The sequence below is a fragment of the Streptococcus parasanguinis genome, assembly GCF_009717775.1.
In the GTDB taxonomy this organism is placed as follows: domain Bacteria; phylum Bacillota; class Bacilli; order Lactobacillales; family Streptococcaceae; genus Streptococcus; species Streptococcus parasanguinis_AG.
On record NZ_WMZF01000001.1, the window covers coordinates 664,869 to 689,139 of the forward strand.

At 39.3% G+C, this 24,271-nt stretch carries 25 protein-coding genes and 4 pseudogenes; all 29 read right to left on the minus strand.

Features of this window, described 5'->3' with window-relative positions; genetic code table 11:
• Nucleotides 1-27: 27 nt before the first annotated feature.
• On the minus strand, nucleotides 28-342 hold the full coding sequence (gene trxA / locus GMC92_RS03425) for a thioredoxin (RefSeq protein WP_049483759.1): 315 nt from the start codon (nucleotides 340-342) through the stop codon (nucleotides 28-30).
• A 97-nt stretch (nucleotides 343-439) separates the two neighbouring features.
• Entirely contained in the window at nucleotides 440-3,505 is a 3,066-nt protein-coding gene (locus tag GMC92_RS03430) for a CocE/NonD family hydrolase (protein WP_155199724.1), read from the minus strand.
• A 119-nt stretch (nucleotides 3,506-3,624) separates the two neighbouring features.
• Nucleotides 3,625-5,610 carry a peptide ABC transporter substrate-binding protein gene (locus GMC92_RS03435; protein ID WP_070449107.1) on the minus strand — a complete coding sequence of 662 codons (1,986 nt, stop codon included), beginning with the start codon at nucleotides 5,608-5,610 and terminating at the stop codon, nucleotides 3,625-3,627.
• A 396-nt stretch (nucleotides 5,611-6,006) separates the two neighbouring features.
• Nucleotides 6,007-7,044, minus strand: coding sequence for a M42 family metallopeptidase (locus GMC92_RS03440; protein WP_155199725.1), 1,038 nt, complete (start codon nucleotides 7,042-7,044; stop codon nucleotides 6,007-6,009).
• A gap of 87 nt (nucleotides 7,045-7,131) precedes the next feature.
• Complete coding sequence (locus GMC92_RS03445) at nucleotides 7,132-7,509, minus strand: hypothetical protein (RefSeq protein ID WP_155199726.1); 378 nt, start codon at nucleotides 7,507-7,509, stop codon at nucleotides 7,132-7,134.
• Between the two features lie 40 nt (nucleotides 7,510-7,549).
• Nucleotides 7,550-9,370, minus strand: a complete 1,821-nt coding sequence (locus tag GMC92_RS03450) for an EndoU domain-containing protein (RefSeq protein ID WP_155199727.1) — start codon at nucleotides 9,368-9,370, stop codon at nucleotides 7,550-7,552.
• On the minus strand, nucleotides 9,367-9,720 hold the full coding sequence (locus GMC92_RS03455) for a DUF3958 family protein (protein ID WP_155199728.1): 354 nt from the start codon (nucleotides 9,718-9,720) through the stop codon (nucleotides 9,367-9,369). Before GMC92_RS03455 ends, GMC92_RS03450 begins: the two co-directional genes overlap by 4 nt.
• Nucleotides 9,721-9,722: 2 nt before the next feature.
• Entirely contained in the window at nucleotides 9,723-10,070 is a 348-nt protein-coding gene (locus GMC92_RS03460) for a TIGR04197 family type VII secretion effector (RefSeq protein ID WP_021153438.1), read from the minus strand.
• A gap of 222 nt (nucleotides 10,071-10,292) precedes the next feature.
• Nucleotides 10,293-10,670, minus strand: a complete 378-nt coding sequence (locus GMC92_RS03465; RefSeq protein ID WP_155199729.1) for a hypothetical protein — start codon at nucleotides 10,668-10,670, stop codon at nucleotides 10,293-10,295.
• Nucleotides 10,671-10,738: 68 nt separating this feature from the next.
• Entirely contained in the window at nucleotides 10,739-11,236 is a 498-nt protein-coding gene (locus GMC92_RS03470) for a hypothetical protein (protein WP_155199730.1), read from the minus strand.
• Nucleotides 11,237-11,284: 48 nt separating this feature from the next.
• Nucleotides 11,285-11,779 (minus strand): hypothetical protein, encoded by a 495-nt coding sequence (locus GMC92_RS03475; RefSeq protein WP_194210437.1) that lies wholly within the window; start codon nucleotides 11,777-11,779, stop codon nucleotides 11,285-11,287.
• A gap of 164 nt (nucleotides 11,780-11,943) precedes the next feature.
• Nucleotides 11,944-12,225: pseudogene (locus tag GMC92_RS03485) on the minus strand (hypothetical protein); the annotation flags it as partial.
• Nucleotides 12,226-12,237: 12 nt separating this feature from the next.
• On the minus strand, nucleotides 12,238-12,660 hold the full coding sequence (locus GMC92_RS03490) for a hypothetical protein (protein WP_155199732.1): 423 nt from the start codon (nucleotides 12,658-12,660) through the stop codon (nucleotides 12,238-12,240).
• A gap of 11 nt (nucleotides 12,661-12,671) precedes the next feature.
• Nucleotides 12,672-13,094 (minus strand): hypothetical protein, encoded by a 423-nt coding sequence (locus GMC92_RS03495; RefSeq protein WP_155199733.1) that lies wholly within the window; start codon nucleotides 13,092-13,094, stop codon nucleotides 12,672-12,674.
• A gap of 12 nt (nucleotides 13,095-13,106) precedes the next feature.
• Nucleotides 13,107-13,529: pseudogene (locus GMC92_RS03500) on the minus strand (hypothetical protein).
• 95 nt (nucleotides 13,530-13,624) lie between these two features.
• Nucleotides 13,625-14,056 carry a hypothetical protein gene (locus GMC92_RS03505; protein ID WP_155199734.1) on the minus strand — a complete coding sequence of 144 codons (432 nt, stop codon included), beginning with the start codon at nucleotides 14,054-14,056 and terminating at the stop codon, nucleotides 13,625-13,627.
• Nucleotides 14,057-14,066: 10 nt separating this feature from the next.
• Nucleotides 14,067-16,139 carry a TNT domain-containing protein gene (locus GMC92_RS03510; protein WP_155199735.1) on the minus strand — a complete coding sequence of 691 codons (2,073 nt, stop codon included), beginning with the start codon at nucleotides 16,137-16,139 and terminating at the stop codon, nucleotides 14,067-14,069.
• Nucleotides 16,136-16,489 (minus strand): DUF3958 family protein, encoded by a 354-nt coding sequence (locus GMC92_RS03515; protein WP_155199736.1) that lies wholly within the window; start codon nucleotides 16,487-16,489, stop codon nucleotides 16,136-16,138. Before GMC92_RS03515 ends, GMC92_RS03510 begins: the two co-directional genes overlap by 4 nt.
• A 2-nt stretch (nucleotides 16,490-16,491) precedes the next feature.
• Nucleotides 16,492-16,839 (minus strand): TIGR04197 family type VII secretion effector, encoded by a 348-nt coding sequence (locus GMC92_RS03520; protein ID WP_021153438.1) that lies wholly within the window; start codon nucleotides 16,837-16,839, stop codon nucleotides 16,492-16,494.
• Between the two features lie 350 nt (nucleotides 16,840-17,189).
• A complete protein-coding gene (locus GMC92_RS03525) occupies nucleotides 17,190-17,612 on the minus strand; it encodes a hypothetical protein (protein ID WP_155199737.1) in 423 nt (140 codons plus the stop codon).
• Between the two features lie 129 nt (nucleotides 17,613-17,741).
• Nucleotides 17,742-17,996: a hypothetical protein gene (locus tag GMC92_RS03530; protein ID WP_155199738.1), complete on the minus strand. Its 255-nt coding sequence runs from the start codon at nucleotides 17,994-17,996 to the stop codon at nucleotides 17,742-17,744.
• Nucleotides 17,997-18,104: 108 nt separating this feature from the next.
• A pseudogene (locus GMC92_RS10925) lies at nucleotides 18,105-18,194 on the minus strand (ribonuclease domain-containing protein); the annotation flags it as partial.
• 62 nt (nucleotides 18,195-18,256) lie between these two features.
• The gene (locus GMC92_RS03540) at nucleotides 18,257-18,640 is read right to left on the minus strand and encodes a barstar family protein (protein ID WP_338324027.1); all 384 of its coding nucleotides are present in this window, start codon (nucleotides 18,638-18,640) and stop codon (nucleotides 18,257-18,259) included.
• 103 nt (nucleotides 18,641-18,743) lie between these two features.
• Nucleotides 18,744-19,061, minus strand: a pseudogene (locus tag GMC92_RS03545) (hypothetical protein); the annotation flags it as partial.
• A gap of 86 nt (nucleotides 19,062-19,147) precedes the next feature.
• Nucleotides 19,148-19,477 (minus strand): hypothetical protein, encoded by a 330-nt coding sequence (locus GMC92_RS03550; RefSeq protein ID WP_241672881.1) that lies wholly within the window; start codon nucleotides 19,475-19,477, stop codon nucleotides 19,148-19,150.
• Between the two features lie 133 nt (nucleotides 19,478-19,610).
• Nucleotides 19,611-20,195 carry a DUF1307 domain-containing protein gene (locus GMC92_RS03555; protein WP_155199739.1) on the minus strand — a complete coding sequence of 195 codons (585 nt, stop codon included), beginning with the start codon at nucleotides 20,193-20,195 and terminating at the stop codon, nucleotides 19,611-19,613.
• A gap of 127 nt (nucleotides 20,196-20,322) precedes the next feature.
• Nucleotides 20,323-21,321, minus strand: coding sequence for a UDP-glucose 4-epimerase GalE (gene galE, locus GMC92_RS03560; RefSeq protein ID WP_049517998.1), 999 nt, complete (start codon nucleotides 21,319-21,321; stop codon nucleotides 20,323-20,325).
• 63 nt (nucleotides 21,322-21,384) lie between these two features.
• Nucleotides 21,385-22,857, minus strand: a complete 1,473-nt coding sequence (gene galT, locus GMC92_RS03565; RefSeq protein WP_155199740.1) for a UDP-glucose--hexose-1-phosphate uridylyltransferase — start codon at nucleotides 22,855-22,857, stop codon at nucleotides 21,385-21,387.
• Between the two features lie 12 nt (nucleotides 22,858-22,869).
• On the minus strand, nucleotides 22,870-24,048 hold the full coding sequence (locus tag GMC92_RS03570) for a galactokinase (RefSeq protein ID WP_155199741.1): 1,179 nt from the start codon (nucleotides 24,046-24,048) through the stop codon (nucleotides 22,870-22,872).
• Nucleotides 24,049-24,271: the final 223 nt, after the last annotated feature.

Here is a 24,271-nt window from a genome sequence, read left to right on the forward strand (position 1 = left end):
TTCCGGTTTGGAAAACGAGTCTTCTTTTTAGCTCAATTCTGCAATGATTTCTTTCAATTGGGCTTTCGTATGAACTCCAGCCACTTGTTTGACAACTTGTCCATCTTTTTTAAAGAGAAGAGTTGGAATCGACATGATACCGAATTGACGCGCTGTATTTGGATTTTCATCGACATCCATCTTACAGATTTTCAAATCATCTTCATGTACTTCTTCTGCCAACTGATCCAAGATTGGAGCTTGCATGCGGCATGGACCGCACCAAGTTGCCCAAAAGTCAATCAAGACAAGGCCTTGGCTGGTTTCTTGTTCAAAAGTTGCATCTGTGATTATGTGTGCCATATTTCCTCCTTTTTCAGTAGTGACTACTGATTCTGCATTTCTACTTTTATTTTACACTAAAAGATGCCATTTTAGAAATATTTGCTACGGGGAGTCCTTAGGCATCTTCTCTCTTTTTGCGCCAAAAGATGAGGCTAGAAGCTGTTAGGCTAATCACCCCTAAGAGACCCAGAGAATGGTCTTTGCTCCCTGTTTGAGGAAGCGTATGATCTGCTTTCTCTCCTCCCACTACAAGAGTTGCAGCTTGAGGATCTTCTGCCAATCCTTGTGAAACAAATTGAGGTCCATAAGATACAGCTAGTGTATGAAGAGAGTGCTCTTGTCTTGCTGATCCTATTTGCATCTGCTCTGCTTTTTCAGGAAGAGTTTGGCTTGGTTGGACAAAGGATTCTGGGCTTGGAAGCCTATATTCTTCCTTGTAGTGCACTTCTGGAGCGACTAGAGCAGCACCTTCAACTTCTGGTAAATTCGCATAGTCTGTATCTGTTGCACTTGGTACATAAGCTGCCTTTTGGGCGCGGGTCTTTTCAACAATTGGAATCGCCGCCTGGATAGAATCTGTCTTAAAGGTCACTTCATATGGATGCTCCACCGTTAAATCAGATGGGTCATAGGTGTTGAAAACAAGTGCTAACTTGTGACCTTTCTTAACCGTATAGAGATTTGGTTGGAGATAGACCGTATAATCGTGGTATTCTCCCACTTTTGGCTCGATGCTAGCTCGTGAGCTTGCTGAATCGTAGCCAGACTCAGGGTTCGCAAGGTTGATCCAGCCTTTCGCAATCACCTTGTACTTGGTCTTGATGGTTTCGTATTCGGCAACAGATAGGTTGCTTAAATTGCTTCCCATCCAGAAAGCGTCTGCCGTTTTATCTTGCTTGACGCTACCATTTCCTACCACGTCAAAGTCCTCATCTGCCACATCTACCAAGAGGGCGTTGATTTGGAAATTCTTTCCTTGACCCTTGGCAAGAGCTGCCTTGAAATGAACAGGGATGTGGCCCTTGATCGTAGTGTCCTCAGTAACATCAGAAACGAAGGTCAGATTGGCCTTAGAGGAGGCTTTGCTGACAGTTTCATTACGGTTAGCGATCTCAACACCTGCAGCCGCATAATCACTAGAAATGGTTTCTTCTAGACGTTTCGAGCTTGCATTCAAGAAGAGACGTTGACTGCTCTTCCAGTTATCATAGCTGGTCCACTTGCTTGGATCATAGTTGTTTTGAGCTAGGACCGCTGGCAAGCTTTCGACGTGATTGTCCACTCCGTAGAGGTAATGGGTCAGCCAGGTATTGAGCAGGTCATAAAAGTCCTGACCATTGGCGGTGATGCCGTATCCCCGTGACATAGCCGCTGGATAGACGTGATCTCCTTGGTGGAGATAGAGCTTGACATCTTGGCCTGCTTTCTTGAGGGCATCGTACATGAGTTCAAAGTGTTTGGTCTTGACATTGTCATCATTCAAGCCATGGACGATCAGGGCGCTGGTCTTGAGATTTTCCGGATGAAGGGTATAATCCCGCTCCTTCCAGACATCACTGTAGTTACGATCATGGGCGTACTGGTCCTTGTTCAATTGGTTGATGTAGTTGGAATAGTTTTGCCAAATCCCTGCCCAGTCGTCTTGGTCCAGCATCCGCGTGCTAACGTAGAGGGATAGCCATGAAAGATCACTATAAGGCGCATTGCCAAACTGGGTTCCTTGGCTATTGAAATAATCATACCAAGAGGCAATCCCTGCTGCTGGAACGATGGTCTTTAGGCCTTCTACGCCTGTCGCTGCCACACCAAAGGTCGTGGTTCCAGCCCAGGAGAGACCGGTCATAGCGACATTGCCTGTTGCCCAGTCTGCCTTGATTTCAACATTGCTAGTCTTATCGGTGTAGGCCTTGATTTCAACATTGCTAGTCTTATCGGTGTAGGCCTTGCGTTTGCCATTGACCCACTCGATGATATTCTTGAAGGCATTGATTTCGAGATCAGAACCTGTGGTGTTAAATCCTTCTGATCCCTTGGTACCAAGTCCCGCACTCGAGATAAAGGCATAGCCTCTGACCAAGAAATAGTCGTACCAGTTCAGATCTTCGTAGTCATAGATATACTCGTAGGGACTGTAGTAATACCAATCCGATGCCTTGGCTTTTTTGGCTGCTTCTACTGTTGTTTCACTGCTTACTGGCTGTCTCTTTGCAGGTTGGCTGTGCAGTTTCTTCATGTCATAGCTACCGTCCGTTGGAAGCCCCAAACTTTCGAGGGTCACGTAGTTTTCATCAAGCGTCCCCGCTACGTAAGGGCGCGCTTCCAGAATAGTGGCTGCCTTAAAATCACCTTGCGCTACTGCTTTTGGTAGTTGAACAATGGCTTTGACTAAGTCAGGCTTGCCATCTGCGTCGGTGTCGTAGTCCGTTTCGACATAGACAGGGAAGCGTACAATTTGGCTGTCTTCATATTTGTAGTCTTGGTCTGCTTTTTCTCCCGTCGTATAAGGGAAAATCGGCTGGGCACGACCATTTAAAAAGAGCGGGCTTTTCTTTTCAGCCCGGTAGGCATCGTAGAGTTTCTTAGCTGTTTCATACATCTTGGCCAATTCTGGCTGACTAACCTTACGAGTCAAATCTTCTGATTTTTCAATCAAGCCTAAACTCTTGGCAAAGCGTTCGCGATCTGCTTGGCTTTGGCCCAATTGGCTAGGATCTGTTGCTGCCCATTGAAGCAAGCCATTAACAGCATCTTGGACCGTCAACTCTTTAGGGGCCTGATCAGCTGCAAGGGTGCTACCTGTAACCTTTGCTAAATCATTACTTGTTGCCGGAGCTTCTGAACTGGGAGCAGATTGAGGTGCAGCTTCCCTGTTGGTTGTTGCTGGACTTGCTACTGGGACCGTAGGCTCACTTTGTCTTGTGTGTTCTTCTGTAGCAGGGGCTACTTGATTTGCAACTGCCGTCCGATCCAGCGATGCCTCACTCAAGCTCGCTCCTTCTTCACTAGAGCTAGTACTTGTGTCACGTGCTGTCGGTGTTGCTTCAGTAGATGGAGCATGGACCACTTCTGTCGATGGAGCTAACTCTTCTGTCTGCTCATCTGCTGCTGCTACTTGATGCAAGACCATCGGTGCGATCAATAAACTTGATGCGACAATGGAAACCATTGTTTTCTTTTTCATGTCAGTCTCCTAACTTTTTGTAATCAACACTCCCATTATACTATGTAAGCGTTTTAAGATCAAACAGATATTCATCTGATCCACAAAAAAACCGAGGCATCAGCCTCGGTTATCGATCCTTATTTAACGTGTTTCTTAAGATCTTCTTGTGCTTTTTTATTTGACTCTGCTTGTTCTTTTTGCCATTTTTCAAGGGCTTTGTTGTAATCAGCACTTGTCACAGCTTTGTCTTGGAGTTTCATTCCTTTGTAGATCACGTGGTCTTTTCCTTTACCACCAGTCCATGCAAATGGAGCTGAGAATGGTTCGATACGTGTCAAGAATGGACGTCCAGTTGATGAAGAAGTTGGCATAACAAGGGCGCTATCAGTCAACCAAGCTTGCGCAGCCGCATATTTTTCATAGCGTTTGTTGACGTCTTGTGTTTCTGCACCAGCATCTTTGATCATCTTTTCAAAGTCGTACAGACCAACTTTTTTAGCTGCTTCATTGTTTTCACTTGGGTCAAATCCAAGGAAAGTCTTAGTATTTTCACCAGATGAAGCTTTCAAGATATCCATGTAAGTTGATGGGTCTTGGTAGTCAGGGCTCCATCCAACATTATCAGAGAGATCCCAGTCTTCGCCAGCCGCATTTGGTGCAAAGAGGGTCACATTTTGAAGGTCTTCTTTCGAAAGCATTTGGATATCGATGACGACATTTTCTTTACCAAGCGCTTCTTCAACTGATTGTTTGAAAGATTGCACCCGTTGAACTCTTGATGGAGTGGTTTGGTCCACAGGCATATCGATGTGAATTGGGAATTTCACACCATCTGCTTCCAAGGCAGTCTTCGCTTTTGCAAACTCTTCCTTCGCTTTCTTCGCATCGAAGAGACCGTTTTGACCATCATCTAGTTTAGTAGATTTCCACTCATCTCCATAGGTATCCAATTGTGTTTTCACCATTTCACCGAAGGTCTTGCCATCAGCTTGGACAAATGTTGGTGGAATGTAGAGGTTACGGATGATCTTGCTTGCTCCGTCTTTTCCGTTCAATTGAGCAGCATAAGCTTCACGATTGAAGGCAAAGCTGATCGCTTGACGGAAGTCCTTGTTCAAGAGGGCTTTCTTAGTAGATTGTTTTTCTTCATCGGTCTTCTTAGCTGTGTGTTTGTAAGATTGACGGTCGATGTTGGTACCAATGACATAAGAAGCAGCATCTTGAGGAGTGTAGGTGATTTCGTCTTTAAATTCTTTGGCTTGCTCTGAGTAACCAGATCCAGTTGGGAAAAGTTTTGCCAAGCTAAGAGCATTTTCACCGAATGATTTGGCCAATTTACTTTGGTCTTGTCCATCGTAGAATTCCAATTTTACATCTGAGACGTAGACCTTGTCTTTATCCCAGTAGTTTTCATTCTTAGTCATTTCGATAGAAGATTTTGAAGTAAAGCTCTTCAAGATGTAAGGACCATTGTAAAGAAGGGAGCTAGTATCACTTGCTTGAGCGAATTTATCCCCTTTTGATTTTACGAATTTTTCGTTGACAGGGAAAGTGATCCCAAGTGTCAATTTAGAGTTCCAGTAAGATTCTGGTTGGTTCAAAGTGATTTGAAGGGTATGATCATCAACTGCTTTTACTCCTACAGCTGAGAAATCTTTATTTTTGCCACTGACGTAGTCATTCAAGCCTTTGATAGAATCTTGGATGATGTAGAGCATTTCTGATTTGTTATCAGCCGCATATTTGATTCCTGTGACGAAATCTTTAGCTGTTACATCTGCATACTCTTCGCCTTCTGAATCATACCATTTGGCATCATCACGAAGTTTATAAGTATAAGTCAAGCCATCTTGCGAAACTGTCCAATCTTTTGCAAGAGATGGAATCAAGTTCCCGTATTTATCATTTTCAAACAAACCATCAATCAAGTTTCCAGTGATATCGTGGGTTGCTGCTTTACCAGATGTGATATAGTTTAGGTTTTCTGGCTCAGTCTCATAGACATATGAGAATTTTTGACCGTTGCTTGAGCTAGATGATTTAGAACCACCCGAACAAGCTGCTAGGATACCTGCTGAAAGGAGGGCAACTCCCGCAAGTGCAATGACATTTCTTTTTTTCATGTAAAACTCCTTAAGAAATTTTAAGTTTATTTTAAGATTATACCACAAAGATTTTCAGAAGAAAAGAATTTTCAGAAAATTTTAGTTTATAAAAAAACTACTCCGGAGAGTAGTTATCAATTTAACTTTAAGACTTATTTGAGACTTTCCTTAGGTGAGTACGGACGTCAGCGAACTTCTACGAAGTTCCATGACTTAGTTTTGAACCTAAAGTTTCAAAACTCCCGAGTGCTTGAAATGATTCTATTTCAAGCACTTTTCTCACGGCGGAAAGTCTCAGTTTTGATTTGAAAAACTATAAGGACTGGATATTTTATAAAAAGACTTCTTATGTTATTTTCTAAGAAAAAACATTATTTTCTTTCTCAAACTAGCTCACAAAAGTAGTTCCAATTTTTAATCTACTAAGTCGCTCTTGAGGTAGGCATCGACCATGCGCTCTGTTGCGACTACAGAATCCAAGTGGGTCCGCTCATATGAGTGGCTAGATTCGATCCCTGCCCCGAGAAGAGCGTGTTTCACTTCTGCTCCTGCGCTCATGGCTGCAGAGGCATCTGATCCATAGAAAGGATAGATATCCAATTGATAAGGGATTTCTTGGGCTTTTGCCAAGGCTACCAAATGCTGACGGAATTCGTAGTGATACGGTCCTGAAGCGTCTTTGACACAGATGGATACCGTGTATTCATCCGTCGCTTGGTCATCTCCCATAGCTCCCATGTCCACTGCCAAGTATTCTACCACTTCAGCTGGGATACTAGAATTAGCCCCATGCCCCACTTCTTCAAAGACTGAAAAGGCAAAGGTAGTCGTTACTGGCAATTGGATCTTCTCTTTCTTGTAGGCGCGCAGAAGATTCAAGAGAATCGCTGCACTCACCTTGTCATCCAAGTGACGAGATTTGATAAAGCCGGTGTCTGTCACAATGGTCCGGGGATCAAAACTGACAAAATCACCCACTTCAATGCCAAGGGCACGGGTTTCTTTCTCATTGGTCACTTTTTCATCCAGACGGACTTCCATATTGTCCTGGGTCCGTTCGACAGTTCCCGCATCCTTGTAGACGTGACATGAAGTCTGATGGACCAAAATTGTCCCCGAATGGGTCTTTCCTGTATTGGCTACATGGACTGTACAATTTTCCCCTTCAATCATATTCCAAGGGAAACCACCGATACGGTCTAGCTTGAGGCGACCATCTGCTTTCACAGCGCGGACAATAGCCCCCAAGGTGTCCACATGGGCTGTGACATAGCGTTGCTTGTCTGTGATCACACCAGGCACGGTCACATTCACGCCACCCTTAGCAGTCCGAGTTACTTCATACCCAAAGCCTTCAATGGTTTTGACCAAGTAGTCTGCGATCTCCCGTGTAAAACCGGTCGGTGAAGGAATGGCTGTCAATTCCTGCAAATAAGTCACTGTCTGATTCATAATGCCTCCAAATGTGTTTTTCTTTATTCTAGCATGAAATAGGTGGAATAGCTAGAGGAGAGGTTACAGAGAAGAGTTTTTTGAACATCAATCCTCTAAAGTCACCGGAAAAATTTCTTCCCCTCTTTTCATTCTTTCTTCCATTTCTTTCCATTCAAGAACTAATTTATACAGTTCTTCAGTTGGAATAAAGCAAGGGTCACCAAGACTTTCATCATCCATTTGATAGTATACTTCTGTTTCTTCTTTGCCTATATCAATATTGAGCATATTACCGCCAAAGTCTGATTCTTCTTTTTGACCAGTAACAACGGCTTCCAATTCTTTGTAAATGTGGGGATAAAAATTATGGACTTCTGTATCAAAAAATTCACACAAGGTTTGATAATAGGGGTCAAAAAAACTTATCATTAAGCTAGTACTAGTGTTTTGATATTTGAATATATCGTATTCTCTTTTTAACATTTTTCTCCTCTTTCTCATCTTATAGTTCAATATTTACTTATTATTTGCTAGGATACGCTGAAATAATCTTTTCATCAGAATCCAAATACATCGTAATCTTCATTCCGTTTTTGCTAAATCCTTCGTAGGTATTCCTTGTTTTTATTTTAAATTCTCTTGTTTCATATGCCTCATTAATGGTATCTACAACTTCCTGAGGGCTCATATGGTCAGGGAAGAAGGTTGAATAGCCTCCATTTGCTTTTTTAGGAATTCCATTAACTTCTACCCTTGCCTCATAAACCCCAGCATCGTTTAGGTCAGGGCCTTTCGTACCTTCTATGATACTGCCAGAAGTACTCTCTACCATATCATAGTGATAACCACCTGATTGCCCTCTCCTATTTAAATCACCTTCAAAAATGTGACTCAAAGACTTCTCAGTAAAATTCTCTGTATGTTTGAGATTTGCTAAGTCATCCATATTGTACATTTTGAATTCAGAAGCATTCCGATTCCAACTTTCAATTTTCCTATTGACAAATGGAACCTTCCCTTTTACTTTACTAAATACATCCGAGAACGTTGTATAGGGTTTATTGTAGTACTGATTATATCCAACATAAGAGGTATACAAGGTACTTGCTAATTGAAGGCTCTCAGTAAAAGCCCTCACGTTCTTGATATCTTTTGCCCGATTGATTTCTTCCTGTGTAGCAGGTTTGCCTGTAAAAGGATCAATACCTTCTTCAATTATATAATAATCATATTTAGTTTGAAAAGCAGGATCTCGCCAACTGAGCATTTTTTGACTATCCAAAAAGAAATAACGGTCTAGTAGGTAATGATAATTAGCTCGCTCTGTTTCAGATTTAAATAGTTGTGCATATGGATTCACATGAGCCATGGAGATCAATGTTTTAAGTTCTGGGTAGGCCTCTTCTAACGCTTCTTGATCCATTGCATCGATACGTTTCTTAAATTTTGGGTCCACCTTGGCTAATTCTGAAGGTAATAATCCTAAATGATCATTCTTAACTTCATTATATCTCTTCCATAACAATTTGAGATCATTCATATCCCACTTGGAGAGAACCACATCACCCTGCCCCATAGTCGTAAATCTTTTATAGGCTTGAATCACGTCTCCATACTCTTCCTCCAGTTCTGCACGTGACATTTTTGAGAGTTTGTCTTCTAATGTTTCAACCTTCGGATTCTTCACTTTGTTCAGGACTGCTTGTCGTTTTTGCCATCCTAAAGAGATTGTTTGCTTCCACGATAGATCAGATCCACTACTTGGAGGCAAGTAGGTTCCACTAGCAGCATCCCATGATTGTGCAGCTTGGGCAAAACCATTTTGAACGGCCAATAAGTACCGTTCTGAATTTAAAAAGATAGTTGGAGAGACTGCATTAAAAGTAAGCAGACTAATTAATATTTTCTGTAATTTTTGTTTTACTCCCTCAAATACGGCTATGGATACCGAAAGACTTAGAAAAGCTGAAATCTTATTATTCGATTTTACTTCCATTAACTGTCGTAGACTGGAAATCTTTTGATCTGCTTCCCTAATTTTTTCCTCTAAATCCACTTGACGCCAACTTTTACTATCTACGTCAGAGGTATATTGACTGACAAATTTTTGACACTCCTCCGCCAGTGATTCTTGGTATAAGACAATTCCTTGAATTAATGGAATTACAGTACTTGTAATATGCGCCTTTGCTGAGTCGTAAGCATGCCCTTTTAACTCTTCTTCAGCGACAAAATTTTCAAGAACTTTAATCAATTCCATATTCTGTTGCACGCACTGGGTGGATATACTAGATAAACTAGTTGCCTGACTTCTGGCGGATTCTAGATACATATCTATACTCATGTGATTTCCTCCGTCACTAATCGTCTTTTTTCTTGGTGAATTGAATCTAACTTCATTTCAATAGATTTATGTTCTTTCCGAAGTTTTTCTAATTCTTCATCCAAACTGTATTCCATTATTCTCACTTGATGCTGAAATTCTAACCGGTCATCCATCATTTGACTTTGATATCTACTACCTTCGAAAAGAAAACCTAGATCATTTAACCAATGTGAATCATTTAAGAGCTGATCCAATACTTCCATTTTTTTCGAATCTAATTTTTCTATCCGCTGATATAAGTCCCACTCCTTCTCTGAAAGTTGTCGTTCTTTCTCATGGAGCTTATTCCATGTATCTTCTATACTCATATCTAATCCTCTAATACATCTAAGTATTTTGATTTCGCTTCATTTGAGAATGATGGCTTAGACTGAATGGTATTCAAAATATTTAAATTTTGACGAATCATGGCGTCCTTATCTTCAAATTGGTCGGCCAAGCTATGGATATTTTGAATCATATTCACAATATGATTCGATAGTTGAGTCTGAAGATTCTCAAATTGACTAATACCATTTTTGGCACTATTATTACCAGCAACTGTCGTTTGTTCATCTCTTTGAACTGTAATAGCTGAATGATTATTGGCAGATCCTATTGCAGTAGCATGCTTAGCAGCCACCGAAAGATCACTTTTTACTGTGTATTTATCTCCCATTCATTTCTCCTTTAAATTTTTTCATATTATAACATCTTTCACCGCTAGAAAAAAGCCTAGTTAGTGGTATTCCCAGCTCATTCACGCACATAAAAAACTCAAGCTGACTCACTTGAGTTCCTTCTTATAGATTATTGTAACCTTCTAGTTGCTATTCATACCAAACCTAGGGTGTTAAGTGGAATAGCTATAGGAGAGGTTACAGGGTGAGGTTTTTCATCATTAATCCTCTAAAGTCACTGGAAAACAATCTTCCCCACTACGCATTTTACCTTCCATTTCTTTCCACTCTAAAACTAATTTATACAGTTCTTCAGTTGGAATAAAACAAGGGTCTCCAAGGTTTTCATCATCCATTTGATAATATACTTCTGTTTCTTCTTTACCTATATCAATATTGAGCATATTACCGCCAAAGTCTGAAACTTCTTTTTGACCTGTAACAACTGCCTCTAATTCTTTATAAATGTGAGGGTAAAAAGTATGAACCTCAATGATAAAAAAATCACCTAAAGTTTGATAGTTTTCATCCAAAAATTTTATTGATAATCTAATATCACCGTCAGGGTATTTAAATATTCCATATTCTCTTTTTAACATTTGTTACGTCCTATATCCTTCTATTTATTTACTGCTAGGTAAAGTTAGAATCAACTGTTTTTTAATTATTAAAGTTTAAAACTATCTTTCAAATCTTCATATTCCTCATCATTTAAATCCAGCAGTATGATAGTTACTAGTCTTTCGTCTTGAGAAAATCCTAAATAGAGCCTTCCATTAACCAAATAAAATACTTCTTCTAGATTGATTAACTGGATCTTTAACTTATCTTTAGATAAGAAAACTTGAAATGACTGGTCTAGATCATGTAGACCATTGGCAAACGAAATATCATCAAGAAAAACAGGGCATCCTTGTTTCATTTCTACGTTTTTTAGAGATAGTTTCTCAACTAAGCTGACGTTTGATGCTTGAACTAGAATAATATTGGTTAATTGATAAGAGGTTGCATCCAATCCAATTTCGAGCAAGTTTTCGCTTTTTACCAAACGAAAATAATTCTTATCTGAATAAGGAGGTATATTGGTTACTTCAATCGAAAGAGGAGTATAGTAGTCTACTTTGATATTGTAAGGATGTTGAACCAAACGACTTAATTTTAACATATGGTATTCCTTTTGAGGATAGAGAATCCTTTATTTTGAATTGCAAAATTACTGAGCTATCTCAGACCAGAATGCAATCTGTGTTAAGTCTGTTAGCTCAGTTTCCTGTGTTATTGTTTTACCTTTTAAGAAATCTGTTAAACTTGCTGAATAATAAATAATTTCTGATCCAACAATTGAGAATACTGTCGAAATCGCAGTAGGTTCACAAGCAATATATCGATGGCCAACTATCGGCATTAAAGCTGGTGCAGATTTCATTTTACTTTTTATAAAATGATGAACATCATGAATGGTATTTGGACATTCTCCCCAGTTATCATTCCATTCAATCTCATCTATTTGATCCGTCATCTCACCCATCACTTCTTTCATTTGTTTCTTTAAATAGTCAGTATTTTCTCTTGAAAAATCTGCCCAGTTATGCCATCCAATTGGGAGTTGTTCAAAATCACGATATACTTTCTTAAATTCAAGAGGCAAAACCAACCCATAAATTTCTTCAATTTTTGTAAAGACTTCATCTGTATATTTGCTAATCATATGCTACCGTATTCTATTAAATGTTTGATAATGATCCTCAGTAAACCAAATTGAAGCATCATCACCAATTGCTATTCGTTCAGGGCACCGAGATTTATCTTTTTGATAAGGATGAACATCCATTTTGTTACCATAAAACAGCTCCATAGCTACAGTTCAACTTCTGGAAATTGCCTAAAGAAATTTTTATTAGCTTCTTCTTGTGTCACGTTCGGTGGCCAAGAATCGTGCTTAATCTTCCAAGATATTTCGAGTAGTGATCTCTCTCCACTATCTAATAGAGAGAATAATTCTTGGGGTAATTCATAAACCACTAACCAAGAAGCTACAGTTCCCTCTTCTGAAACTAAATAATATTTATCCTCATTTTTCCAGATGGATTTCCCATATCCTTCAACCTCTTCAAACTTGGTAACATCTTCCCATTCTAGGTTTGTTGGTTTCATTTCAAACCTCTTTTACTTAAGTGGTGATACATAATCGTCTGGAAGTTCACCCATTGATTCTATCCATTGTTGTTCGGCTTGAGGAATAAGTATTTCAAGTTCTTTATTACTAAAAAGCAACTGATTTTTACGGTTTGATATCAGCACAATTTGCTTTTCTCTAGCTCTTTTTTTTCTTATTTCGTTCTTTTCTTCTTCCGTTGGTGGCCAACAATCATTCTGAATCTTCCAAGAAACTTCGCGTAGCGTTCTCTCACCACTCTCTAGTAAGGCAAATAACTCATTTGGCAATTCATAAACCACACGCTGAGGGGCAATTCCTCCCTCCTCAGTAACGTAATAAAAATGATTACCATCTCTCCAGACATGCTGACCGTATCCTTTTACCTCTTCAAATTGGATAACATCTTCCCATTGTAGTCTTGTTGGTTTCATTTATACATTCCTTACTTAAGTGGTGATACATAATCGTCTGGAAGTTTGCCTTCAGATTCAATCCACTGTTTCTCAGCAATTGGAATCAATTCTTCAAGTTCTTCCTTAGAAAACAGTTTCCAATTTTTAGGGACATCTATCAAAGAAGCCGGATATTTACTTATAAATTTTCTTCTAGACTCTTTTCTCTCTTCTTCAGTTGGTGGCCAATAATTGTTCTTTACTCTATAAGATAATTCTCGTATCGTTCTCTCCCCACTCTCCAGTAAGGTAAATAACTCATTTGGTAATTCATAAACTACACGCTGAGGGGCAATTTCTCCCTCCTCAGTAACGTAATAAAGATTATTGCCATCTCTCCATATATGCTGACCATAACCTTTTACTTCTTCGAACTGGATAACAACTTCCCATTGTAGTCTTGTTGGTTTCATTTTATATCTCTTTTACTTAAGTAGTGACACATAATCATCTGGAAGTTTACCTCTCCAGTCAATCCACATTTGCTCAGCAATTGGAATTAATCTTTCAAGCTCTTCCTGAGTAAATAACTCTCTAGTTTCAGGTAAATCAATTAATGATGTAGGACTCTCTTCTATGAATCGTTTCTCACTAGCTTTCTTTTCTTCTTCCGTCGGTGGCCAACAGTCATTCTGAACTTTCCAGGAAACTTCATGTAGTGTTCTCTCTCCACTCTCTAATAGAGCAAATAATTCTTGTGGTAGTTCATAGACTACTAATCAAGAAGCTACGGTGCCTTCTTCTAAAACTAAATAATATTTGTCCTCATTTTTCCAAATGGATTTTCCATATCCTTCAATTTCCTCAAATTGGGTAACATCTCCCCATTCTAGGTTTGTTGGTTTCATTTTATACCTTCCTTACTTAAGCGGCGATACATAATCATCTGGAAGTTTACCCCTCTGATCAATCTACATTTGCTCAGCAATCGGAATTATACGAATTATTCATGCTCTCTTTCGTACCATGAAGTATATAATGGATTAATCTTTTCAAATAATTCCTTTTCATATCTATATCTATTCTCTTGTATTCTCTCAACCAATTGACTAACTTTTTCAAATTCATTATTTTTGATCAATTTATCAATTAAATCTACATCTTTTTCTTCAATGTTATGTGATGAAATATTTTTAATGATTATCTTTAAAATTTGATAAGTTACCTCGTTATCATCTAATTTAGAAATCTCGGATGTTATTTCCCCTCGTTCAGTAAAGACTAGATTATATCTTCCACTTCCATCCTCTATTACAGAAATTCCCTCCGGATAGTAGGAAGGTTGTTCAGAAAAATAAATTCCAAATTCATCTAATTTTAAATTTCCAATTTTTGCAACTTCGGATTCAATTTTGTTTTTTAATTTTATTATCATTTTATTATCCCTATTTCAATCTAAGTAAAAATCTACCTTTTTCTAATTCATCAATCGTTGAATATGTAAAATATTGAATACCCATACCTGGTTCATCAAACCATGGGGCAACTAATCCTACTTTTGTTGGTATTTCTTTCAGAACAATGTAATCTGAATTCGGTTGGAGTTTCATAAAAGGAGGTAAAGCTTTCTCGCCAAAAGTTGCTCCTTCAGGAGAGAAATATCTTCCTGTCGGATTAGAACCAATTCTATTTATTCGGGTTCCGGGTAATATTACAGATTCTTTGTATTTCCCATCCAAAAATCCATCTTTATGTATACTACCATCAACTCTTCCTAAGGCACTTTCCGGAGTCCCTGGATAAATTGTATTCCCTGTTAACTGATTAAAAAAATCTGGATTATCGTATACATTTTTATTTTTAAGATAAAATTCTGGATCAGGTGGATATGCCCAATTTCTCAATTTAGCTCTATCGGATGGGTCTATACCTGCCTCCGCATATTTGTGCCATTGAAGATATCTCTGACGATCCCCCGGTTCCATATCGATCAAGGTCTTCTGGAATTTCTCCTTCGACAAATATTGGTCAAAGTTACTGGATTCCCTAGCAATTTTGCTCTCTTCTATATTTCGTAAAATACGTTCACGATCATAAGTTTTTGCTGGTTCTGTTATAGTTTTAACATTGGTATCTACCTTAGGGTTTACCTCAGGAATTACTGGTTTCCTATTGAAGAATGGAACTTTCCCTTTTACTTTACTAAATACATCCGAGAACGTTGTATAGGGTTTATTGTAGTACTGATTGTATCCAACATAAGAGGTATACAGGGTACTTGCCAGTTGGAAGCTCTCAGTAACAGTTCTCACCTTTTTGATATTTTTTGCCCGATTGATTTCTTCCTGTGTAGCAGGTTTGCCTGTAAAAGGATCAATTCCTTCTTCAATTATATAATAATCATATTTAGTTTGAAAGGCGGGATCTCGCCAACTAAGCATTTTTTGACTATCTAAAAGGAAATAGCGATCTAGTAGGTAATCATAATTAGCGCGTTCTGTTTCAGATTTAAATAATTGTGCATAGGGATTCACATGAGCCATGGAGATCAATGTTTTAAGTTCTGGATAGGCCTCTTCTAACGCTTCTTGATCCATTGCATCAATACGTTTTTTAAATTTCGGGTCCACCTTGGCTAATTCTGAAGGTAATAATCCTAAATGATCATCTTTCACTTCATTATATCGCTTCCAAATTAGTTTCACATCCTCAAAATCCATAGTAGCAGTCACATTATCGCCTTGTCCCATTGTAAGAAACCTTTTATATGATTGAATTACAGAACCATACTCTTCCTCCAGTTCTGCACGTGACATTTTTGAAAGTTTTTCATCTAACGTTTCAACTTTCGGATTCTTCACTTTATTCAGAATGGCTTGTCGTTTTTGCCATCCTAAAGATATTGTTTGCTTCCATGATAGATCAGCTCCATTACTTGGAGGCAAGTAGGTTCCACTAGCAGCATCCCATGATTGTGCAACTTGTGCAAACCCGTTTTGAACGGCCAATAAATACCGCTCTGAATTTAAAAAGATAATTGGAGAGACTGCATTATAAGTAAGCAGGCTAATCAATATTTTCTGTAACTTTTGTTTTACTCCCTCAAATACGGCTATGGATACCGAAAGATTTAGTAAAGCTGAAATCTTATTATCCGATTTTGTTTCCATTAACTGTCTTAGACTGGAAATCTTTTGATCTGCTTCCCTAATTTTTTCTTCTAAATCCACTTGACGCCAACTTTTACTATCTACATCAGAGGTATATTGACTGACAAATTTTTGACACTCCTCCGCCAGTGATTCTTGGTACAAGACAATCCCTTGGATTAATGGAATTACAGTACTTGTAATATGCGCTTTTGCTGAGTCGTAAGCATGCCCTTTTAACTCTTCTTCAGCTACAAAATTTTCAAGAACTTTAATCAATTCAATATTCTGTTGCACGCACTGGGCGGATATACTAGATAAACTAGTTGCCTGGCTTCTGGCGGATTCTAGATACATATCTATACTCATGTGATTTCCTCCGTCACTAATCGTCTTTTTTCTTGGTGAATCGAATCTAACTTCATTTCAATAGATTTATGTTCTTTCCGAAGTTTTTCTAATTCTTCATCCAGACTGTATTCCATTATTCTCACTTGATGCTGGAATTCTAACTGGTCATCCATCATTTGAATTTGATATCTGCTACCTTCGAAAAGAAAATCTAGATCATTTAACCAATGAGAATCATTCAACAGCTGATCCATTACTTCCATTTTTTTCGAATCTAATTTTTCTATCCGCTGATATAAGTCCCACTCCTTATCTGAAAGTTGTCGTTCTTTCTCATGGAGTTTATTCCATGTCTCTTCTGCACTCATATCTAATCCTCTAACACATCTAAGTATTTTGATTTCGCTTCATTTGAGAATGACGGCTTAGACTGAATGGTATTCAAAATATTTAAATTTTGACGAATCATGGCGTCCTTATCTTCAAATTGGTCGGCCAAGCTATGGATATTTTGAATCATATTCACAATATGATTCGATAGTTGAGTCTGAAGATTCTCAAATTGACTAATACCATTTTTGGCACTATTATTACCAGCAACTGTCGTTTGTTCATCTCTTTGAACTGTAATAGCTGAATGATTATTGGCAGATCCTATTGCAGTAGCATGCTTAGCAGCCACCGAAAGATCACTTTTTACTGTGTATTTATCTCCCATTCATTTCTCCTTTAAATTTTTTCATATTATAACATCTTTCACAGCTATAAAAAAGCCTAGTTAGTGGTATTCTCAGCACATTCGCCCACACAAAAAAACTCAAGCCAACTGACTTGAGTTCCTTATTATTGATCATTGCGACATTCATACCAAACTTAGGGTGTTAAATGGAATAGCTTGAGGAGAGGGTTATAGGGTGAGTTTAACAACTCTTCCCGCACTTGCATTAAGAGAAGGCCGGGGTTCTATCTATATTTTCAACACATTTTGGGAGAGATTCATTTAGTGTACCTAAATTAAAAAAACTTGTCCACAACTAACAGTGTCTAAACAAGTTCTACGCAGGCTAGCTATTTCAATGGTGATACATAATCATCTGGAAGTTTGCCTCTCCAGTCAATCCATTTTTGTTCAGCAAGCGGAATTAATCTTTCAAGTTCTTCCTGAGTAAATAATTCCCAACTCTTAGGACTAGCTATTAAAGGAGTTAAGCCTTTTAATACAAATTGTTTCTCACTAGCTTTCTTTTCTTCTTCCGTCGGTGGCCAACGATCGGTCTTAATCTTCCAAGATATTTCGAGTAGCGATCTCTCTCCACTTTCTAATAAGGCAAACAGCTCATTTGGTAATTCATAAACTACACGCTGAGGGGCAATTCCTCCCTCCTCAGTAACGTAATAAAAATGATTACCATCTCTCCAGATATGCTGACCATAACCTTTTATTTCCTCAAATTGAATAACATCTTCCCATTCTAGGTTTGTTGGTTTCATTTTATACCTTCCTTACTTAAGTGGCGATACAGAATCATCTGGAAGTTTACCTTCAGATTCGATCCACTGTTTCTCAGCAATTGGAATCAATTCTTAGTTTCGTTATCAAATCAATTAATCTATTGTCCATCAATTTTCTTTTTTTAACTCTTTCTCTAATTGTTTTAAGACTACTAAAATTTCGCTTTTATAATCCATAGTTTCATCTACAAATCTTCTTGCTAAACTAAAAAAACTAATATCGCCGAGATTTTCTCCTCTTCCTATACTCTTAGTTAAGTTATATATATCCTGTATAATTCCCGGGTATAACTTCTGACTTGGATATTCTAAGTCAATTAAATCTTGTAATTTGTCTGTATATTTCTTATATTTATTTTTCATAATTCAAAACCTTACTTGGTACAATTCGTATATCAACTATCCAGTCTAATGGCCATGGATTTGGTAATAAAACTTGATCAGCTTCTCTGTAAATTTTCTAATCATATGCTACCGTATTCTATTAAATGGTTGATAGTGATCTTCAATAAACCAAATTGAACCATCATCACCAATGACTATTCGTTCAGGGCCCCGAGATTTACCTTTTTGATAAAGATTATGTTACCTTAAAGCAGCTCCATAAAAATTTGTACCATTTTTTAATTTTCCACTATGTAAACTTGAAAACTATTGACCTTACCGTCAACAACATGTTTTTCAACATCACTTTCCCACCAAGGAAGAACATTTTCTTCCAAAATTTCTAAAAATAAGTCTTTAGAAGATAAGTCATCTTTTAAGAAACTATCATAATTTTCAAAAATAAAGCTGTATTCTTCAGCTTTTATCCATGAGAGGTCCGTTAGCCAATCCGTAATAGACGACCAATTATTCGCATCGGGAAGGCCGACAATTTTTTCAAGAAAATGAAATAGCTCTTCTTTGTTTTGGATCTGCTTCCCATCAAAAATTGCTACAAAGCCACTGAAAGTCAATCGATCTTTCAATTCAAGTTTTGTAATGTAATGAATTCTATTTTTCACGATTTCATACCTCTCACTATCTCTTTCTCGGAATGGTAGTTTTTTATTGACATCGAATTCTTTGATAATTACCAGAAAACTATCTGTCCCACTACTTTCTCTACTCAATCGCTAATTTATACAGTTCTTCGGTTGAAATGAAGCAAGGATCTCCAAGTCTTTCATCATCCATTTGATAATATACTTCTGTCTCTTTTTTACCTATATCAATATTTAGCATATTACCGCCAAAGTCTGATTCTTCTTTTTGACCAGTAACAACCGCCTCCAATTCTTTATAAATATGATGGTAAAAATTATGAACCTCAGAATTTAAAAAGTCTGACAACGATTGAAATTTTCGATCAGTAAACTTCAAAATCAGCATCTGATCTGTTTGCTCATTTCCTAAAGAGACTATGGAATAGGTTCTTTTCATCAATTATACCTCAGCGTCCTCTGTATTCTTTCAATTTAGTATACAATTAATTGAATTGACTTTCCTATTTCTAGAAATAATCTATTCTCTCACCAGCCATTTTCGTGATAAAATTTATCAACTAATTCCCAATCGTAATCAGAAATAGCTGAATGATTATCAACTTTCCTTACATCAATTCCTAATTTTCTTAACGCAGCTAAAGACATATGACCTAAACAAATTGGACCTAAAACTGAATCATTGACAGACAGTCTGACAGAAATTTCTATTAATTTATCAATAACGTTAATATCATTGTTCTTGCTGTTAACAATTTCTTTGATAATATGATAAGAAACTATAGGATTTAAATCTATATTATATATTAAGTCCTCATTTTGATATGTTTTATCTTCAATTTTTTTAAGAATATTCACCCTATGCTCCTGCTATCATAATGACGTGTTCATCCATTTCACTATTTTCCTTAAATCCTATTCTACCAAAATATACCCATGAATTCATACGAAAACAAAAAAGAGCAGCAAACTGAGCTGCTCTCTTTTTGGTTTATTTTTCGACCATACCGCCCTTGATAAGACTGTCTTTCGTTACTGAATAACTGACTGTTTTGTCATCTAGGGGATTAAAGCCTGGGACGATTTCTTTTAATTTATTAAAATCGATTTTTGTGTAATCAATGGTATTGCGGATATAAAAGATTCCGTCTTTGTATTCTGATGTTAGTTCAAATCCATGTCCCATCAGATCTTTGAATTTTTCTTGGCTCTTAGCGACGGCTTCTTTCATGGTTTCAAGAGGGTTCTCACCAGGCACTTTTGAGACGTCGTAATCATCAACTTTTTCTTGTAATAACAAGGTATCTCCCTTGTAATACAAGGTGATAGTTGACTTACCTGCTTCATCACTCGTTTCGAGAACAGTCTTTTGTGCACCTGCTAGTGCATCTTCTTTTTTGCTTTCATCAGTTGATGACTCTTTTGTCTTCTCTTTGGCGGATGATTTGCTTGTTGCTTTACTGGTCGCCTTAGTAGACGATTGACTAGTAGATTTTGTACTCTCTTTTTGTGCGCAACCAGCTAAAAGAAGACCTGCTGTCAAGAAGACGGCTAACATTTTTGTGGTTTTATTCATTTTGAATACCTCACTTTTTATGATGGTTAAGGAAATGACTAACGTCTGAAACGAGTCATTTGGCAAGATCAACTGTAATTTTAAATGTTATTAAAAAAGTCTCAAAAATGATGTTCGCAGTCCCTCCTTATCGATCATTGTAGCCATCTGGGTGGCTGGAATGCCAAGCCCAGGCTGTTTGGATGATGGTTTCGATATTGTCAAATTTTGGTTGCCAACCGAGGATGGCACGCGCCTTCTCAGAGGATGCGATCAGGGTATCTGGATCTCCTGGTCTGCGATCGGCCAGCTCAAGTGGGATCGGATGACCCGTCACCTTGCGGGCCGCTTCAACGATTTGAAGATTAGAGAATCCTGTCGATGAGCCCAGATTAAAGGCGGTAGAAGGGTTGCCATTACGCAGATACTCCACTGCTAAAAGATGGGCATCTGCCAAGTCAAATGGATGGACGTAGTCCCGAACATTGGTCCCATCTGGTGTCTTGTAGTCATCTCCAAAAATAGAGATCTTCTCGCGTTTGCCTTGGGCTACTTGTAAGACGATCGGCAAGAGATGGGTCTCTGGTCCATGGTCTTCTCCGATGGATCCATCTGGCTTAGCACCCGCAACATTAAAGTAACGAAGGGGCACGTACTTGATCCCGTAGGCTTGATCGGCCCAGCGCATAATGGTTTCCATCATGAGCTTGCTTTCGCCATAAGGATTGATTGGTTTTTGTGGAGTGGTTTCAAGAATCGGAATTTCTTCTGGAATGCCGTAGGTGGCAGCAGTTGAAGAAAAGACGATGTAGTGCACTCCACATTCATGCATGACTTCCAAGAGCTTGACCATGCCTGCTGTATTGTTATCAAAATATTTCAATGGATCGGCCATGGATTCAGCGACCAGTGAGTAGGCAGCAAAGTGGATGACCGCATCGATATCTGCATGTTCCTTAAAAACAGTGCGCATAAAGTCTTGATCCGCCAGGTCTCCTTGGTAAAAGACGGCATCTGGATGCACCGCTGCACGGTGGCCTGTGACCAGGCTATCGACCACGACGACTTTTTCCTGTCCTTCATTGACCAAACGGTCGACCATGTGGGAACCGATATAGCCAGCTCCTCCGAGTACGAGTATTGCCATTTGTTTTCCTTTCGCTTCTTGTCTTCTCTCTTATTGTACCAAATTTCTGCCACTTCTCCACACTTAAAGTGTCGCAACAAAGCGTCTAAAGGCAGCTTGTCCTTCTGCTGTTCTCTTGTAGACACCAGCATCTTCGAGCACACGCGCAAAGATCTGGCCAACTGATTCACGGACAAGGGCTTCTGCCTCTGCTTCGTCTGTGATGGCTGGGTGAGTGGCTTTCAAATCATCTGCCCAAGGCTGGTGGTAGGTCGCCACAGTATTCTCACGTCCAATCAAATAGTCTTGAACCTGCTTGAGCTCTTCCTTGAGGCGAGGTGGCAAAATGGCCAAGCCCATGACTTCGATCAGGCCGATATTTTCTTTTTTGATGTGTTGCACATCCGCATGTGGGTGATAAATGCCATCTGGATGCTCTGGTGAGGTTTGGTTGTCACGGAGCACCAAGTCCAATTCATAATGCCCATCACGAATCCGTGCAATGGGGGTAATGGTATGGTGGGGCTGACCGTCGGATGCTGCTAAGACTTGAACGGCTGGATCCGAGTAGCCTCGCCAGGCTGTGAGGATATGGTCTGCCAGGGCAATCAATTGCGCCTTGTCATCTGAATTCAAACGAAGAACTGACATGGGCCAGTTAACAATTCCTACCGATACAGCTTCAAATCCCTCAATGGTGAAACTTTCCTCAACAGGAGCCAGCTCCATAGGGAAGGTGTGGCGTCCGCCTTGGTAATGGTCATGAGTCAGGATGGATCCCCCTACAATGGGCAGATCTGCATTGGACCCCGCAAAATAGCCTGGGAAAGTCTCGACAATGGTCAAGAGTCGCTCAAAGGTCTTACGACTAATGACCATGGGTACATGCTGGCTATCGAGGAAAATACAATGTTCATTGAAGTAGGCATAAGGGGAATACTGGAAGCCCCAATCATGACCGTCCATGTCAAAGCGAATAATCCGATGATTGGCCCGAGCTGGATGGTCTAGGCGACCTTGATAGCCTTCATTTTCAAAACACAATTGGCAGGCTGGATAATGACTGGCTTTGGCAAGTTTGGCCGCTGCAATGTCTTTAGGATCTTTTTCAGGTTTTGACAGATTGATGGTGATTTCAAGAGAACCGTAGGGAGTTTCTGCCGCAAAGGCAATATTTTGCGCAATCGCTTTGACCTTGATGTAATCATTGCGCTTAGAGAGGGCATAGAAATCCGCAATCGCGTCTTCCTTAGACTGACGGTAAGTCTCCCAAAAACGATGGTTGACCTGACTAGGACTAGGGGTGATCCAATCCATCAACTCTGCACCCAAGCTGTCCTTGGTGGCCATACTGTCCTGGATCATATTATTCGCAACCGCAATCTCCACCAACTGATCTTTGAGCGCAATCAAGTCTGCCATATGAGCTGGAGCATCTAGCCCTTCTTCTCCAACGCGACTCATGATGCGATTTTTTAGATAAATCCGATCCATCTCTTCGTAGTCACTTGCCGCAATGACGGCTGTGACAAATGCATCTAATACCTGTTCTGTCATCCTATCTCCTTTTTAATCAAGCACCCGTGTACCCGCAGCAACTTCTGCAATATAAAAGCTAGGCGCATAGCCAACGACTTCTTCATAGCGTTTGCCGACAGCATCTTTAAATGCTTCAACCTTATCTTTGTTTACAAGGGCGATGGCGCAACCACCAAAGCCTGCTCCTGTCATACGAGCGCCCAAGACGCCTTCTTGTTCCCAGGCTGTATGCACCAAGGTATCCAATTCTAGACCTGTCACTTCGTAGTCATGCTCCAAGGATACGTGGGAAGCATTCATGAGACGGCCAAAACCTTCCAAATCACCTGCTTCAAGTGCCTTGCGTGCTTGGAGGGTCCGTTGGTTTTCAAGTACAGCATGACGAGCCCGTTTGATGCGATTTTCATCCTTGATTAAGTAGCTGTAGGCATCAAAAGCCCAGAGGTCCAATTCCCCTAAGGTTTGGATATCCAATTTTTCTTGGAGTTCAGAAACGGCAGTTTCACATTCTGAACGACGTTCATTGTATTTTGAATCCGCTAATTCCCGGCGTTTGTTGGTATTCATGATGACTACGACATTGTCTTTGAGGTCCAGCGGTACCAGATCATACTCTAGGGTGTTGGTATCGAGATAAATAGCCCGTTGGTCGGCTCCCATACCGATGGCAAATTGGTCCATGATCCCAGAGTTGACTCCGATGAAGTGATTTTCAGTTTGTTTGCCGATCTTGACCAGATCTAGACGATCTAACTGAAGATCATATAGTTTCTCAGCGATGACGCCAATCAAGAGCTCAAGCGATGCTGAAGAAGAAAGACCGGATCCGTTTGGAATATTGCCGTAGACATAGACGTCCATTCCGCTATCAATGACATGACCAGCTTCTTGCAAGAAGTGGAGCACGCCTTTTGGATAGTTGGTCCAGTTGTGCTCTTTTTCAAAGTGGAGATTATCCAGTGGAACTTCAATGATCCCCTTGTCTTCAAAGTTTCCTGAGAAGAAACGCAAGACCTTATCCTCACGCTTTCTTGCAGCTCCGTAGGTACCAAGTGTAATGGCTGCTGGGAAGACATGCCCACCATTATAGTCCGTGTGTTCACCGATCAGATTAATCCGTCCTGGTGAAAAGAAAGTGTGGTCAGCCTTTTCCCCAAAGACAGCCTGGAATTTTGCTTGTAAATCTTGAGATGTGATTGTTGTCGTCATGAGAAACTCCTTTAGTTTTGTAAACGTTTTTATACTTGTATTATATCTGATCGCAAGTAAAACTTCAAGTATTTTTAGTAAAATTTTATTAATTTTTTATTTTATGCCAAAGAAGGCTATAACAAAGGGTTTTCCTCCGATTAAAACTTCTATTCGATAATTGCCGACTTGAGTTAATTTTAGTAAAACTTTACCAAAAAATCTCAATTGGGAGTGACCCAAT

Bases quoted from the DNA above. Each gene is read 5' to 3' on its own strand.
- trxA (WP_049483759.1), bottom strand. From the start codon at position 342: ATGGCACACATAATCACAGATGCAACTTTTGAACAAGAAACCAGCCAA.
- GMC92_RS03430 (WP_155199724.1), bottom strand. From the start codon at position 3,505: ATGAAAAAGAAAACAATGGTTTCCATTGTCGCATCAAGTTTATTGATC.
- GMC92_RS03435 (WP_070449107.1), bottom strand. From the start codon at position 5,610: ATGAAAAAAAGAAATGTCATTGCACTTGCGGGAGTTGCCCTCCTTTCA.
- GMC92_RS03440 (WP_155199725.1), bottom strand. From the start codon at position 7,044: ATGAATCAGACAGTGACTTATTTGCAGGAATTGACAGCCATTCCTTCA.
- GMC92_RS03445 (WP_155199726.1), bottom strand. From the start codon at position 7,509: ATGTTAAAAAGAGAATACGATATATTCAAATATCAAAACACTAGTACT.
- GMC92_RS03450 (WP_155199727.1), bottom strand. From the start codon at position 9,370: ATGAGTATAGATATGTATCTAGAATCCGCCAGAAGTCAGGCAACTAGT.
- GMC92_RS03455 (WP_155199728.1), bottom strand. From the start codon at position 9,720: ATGAGTATAGAAGATACATGGAATAAGCTCCATGAGAAAGAACGACAA.
- GMC92_RS03460 (WP_021153438.1), bottom strand. From the start codon at position 10,070: ATGGGAGATAAATACACAGTAAAAAGTGATCTTTCGGTGGCTGCTAAG.
- GMC92_RS03465 (WP_155199729.1), bottom strand. From the start codon at position 10,670: ATGTTAAAAAGAGAATATGGAATATTTAAATACCCTGACGGTGATATT.
- GMC92_RS03470 (WP_155199730.1), bottom strand. From the start codon at position 11,236: ATGTTAAAATTAAGTCGTTTGGTTCAACATCCTTACAATATCAAAGTA.
- GMC92_RS03475 (WP_194210437.1), bottom strand. From the start codon at position 11,779: ATGATTAGCAAATATACAGATGAAGTCTTTACAAAAATTGAAGAAATT.
- GMC92_RS03490 (WP_155199732.1), bottom strand. From the start codon at position 12,660: ATGAAACCAACAAGACTACAATGGGAAGATGTTATCCAATTTGAAGAG.
- GMC92_RS03495 (WP_155199733.1), bottom strand. From the start codon at position 13,094: ATGAAACCAACAAGACTACAATGGGAAGTTGTTATCCAGTTCGAAGAA.
- GMC92_RS03505 (WP_155199734.1), bottom strand. From the start codon at position 14,056: ATGATAATAAAATTAAAAAACAAAATTGAATCCGAAGTTGCAAAAATT.
- GMC92_RS03510 (WP_155199735.1), bottom strand. From the start codon at position 16,139: ATGAGTATAGATATGTATCTAGAATCCGCCAGAAGCCAGGCAACTAGT.
- GMC92_RS03515 (WP_155199736.1), bottom strand. From the start codon at position 16,489: ATGAGTGCAGAAGAGACATGGAATAAACTCCATGAGAAAGAACGACAA.
- GMC92_RS03520 (WP_021153438.1), bottom strand. From the start codon at position 16,839: ATGGGAGATAAATACACAGTAAAAAGTGATCTTTCGGTGGCTGCTAAG.
- GMC92_RS03525 (WP_155199737.1), bottom strand. From the start codon at position 17,612: ATGAAACCAACAAACCTAGAATGGGAAGATGTTATTCAATTTGAGGAA.
- GMC92_RS03530 (WP_155199738.1), bottom strand. From the start codon at position 17,996: ATGAAAAATAAATATAAGAAATATACAGACAAATTACAAGATTTAATT.
- GMC92_RS03555 (WP_155199739.1), bottom strand. From the start codon at position 20,195: ATGAATAAAACCACAAAAATGTTAGCCGTCTTCTTGACAGCAGGTCTT.
- galE (WP_049517998.1), bottom strand. From the start codon at position 21,321: ATGGCAATACTCGTACTCGGAGGAGCTGGCTATATCGGTTCCCACATG.
- galT (WP_155199740.1), bottom strand. From the start codon at position 22,857: ATGACAGAACAGGTATTAGATGCATTTGTCACAGCCGTCATTGCGGCA.
- GMC92_RS03570 (WP_155199741.1), bottom strand. From the start codon at position 24,048: ATGACGACAACAATCACATCTCAAGATTTACAAGCAAAATTCCAGGCT.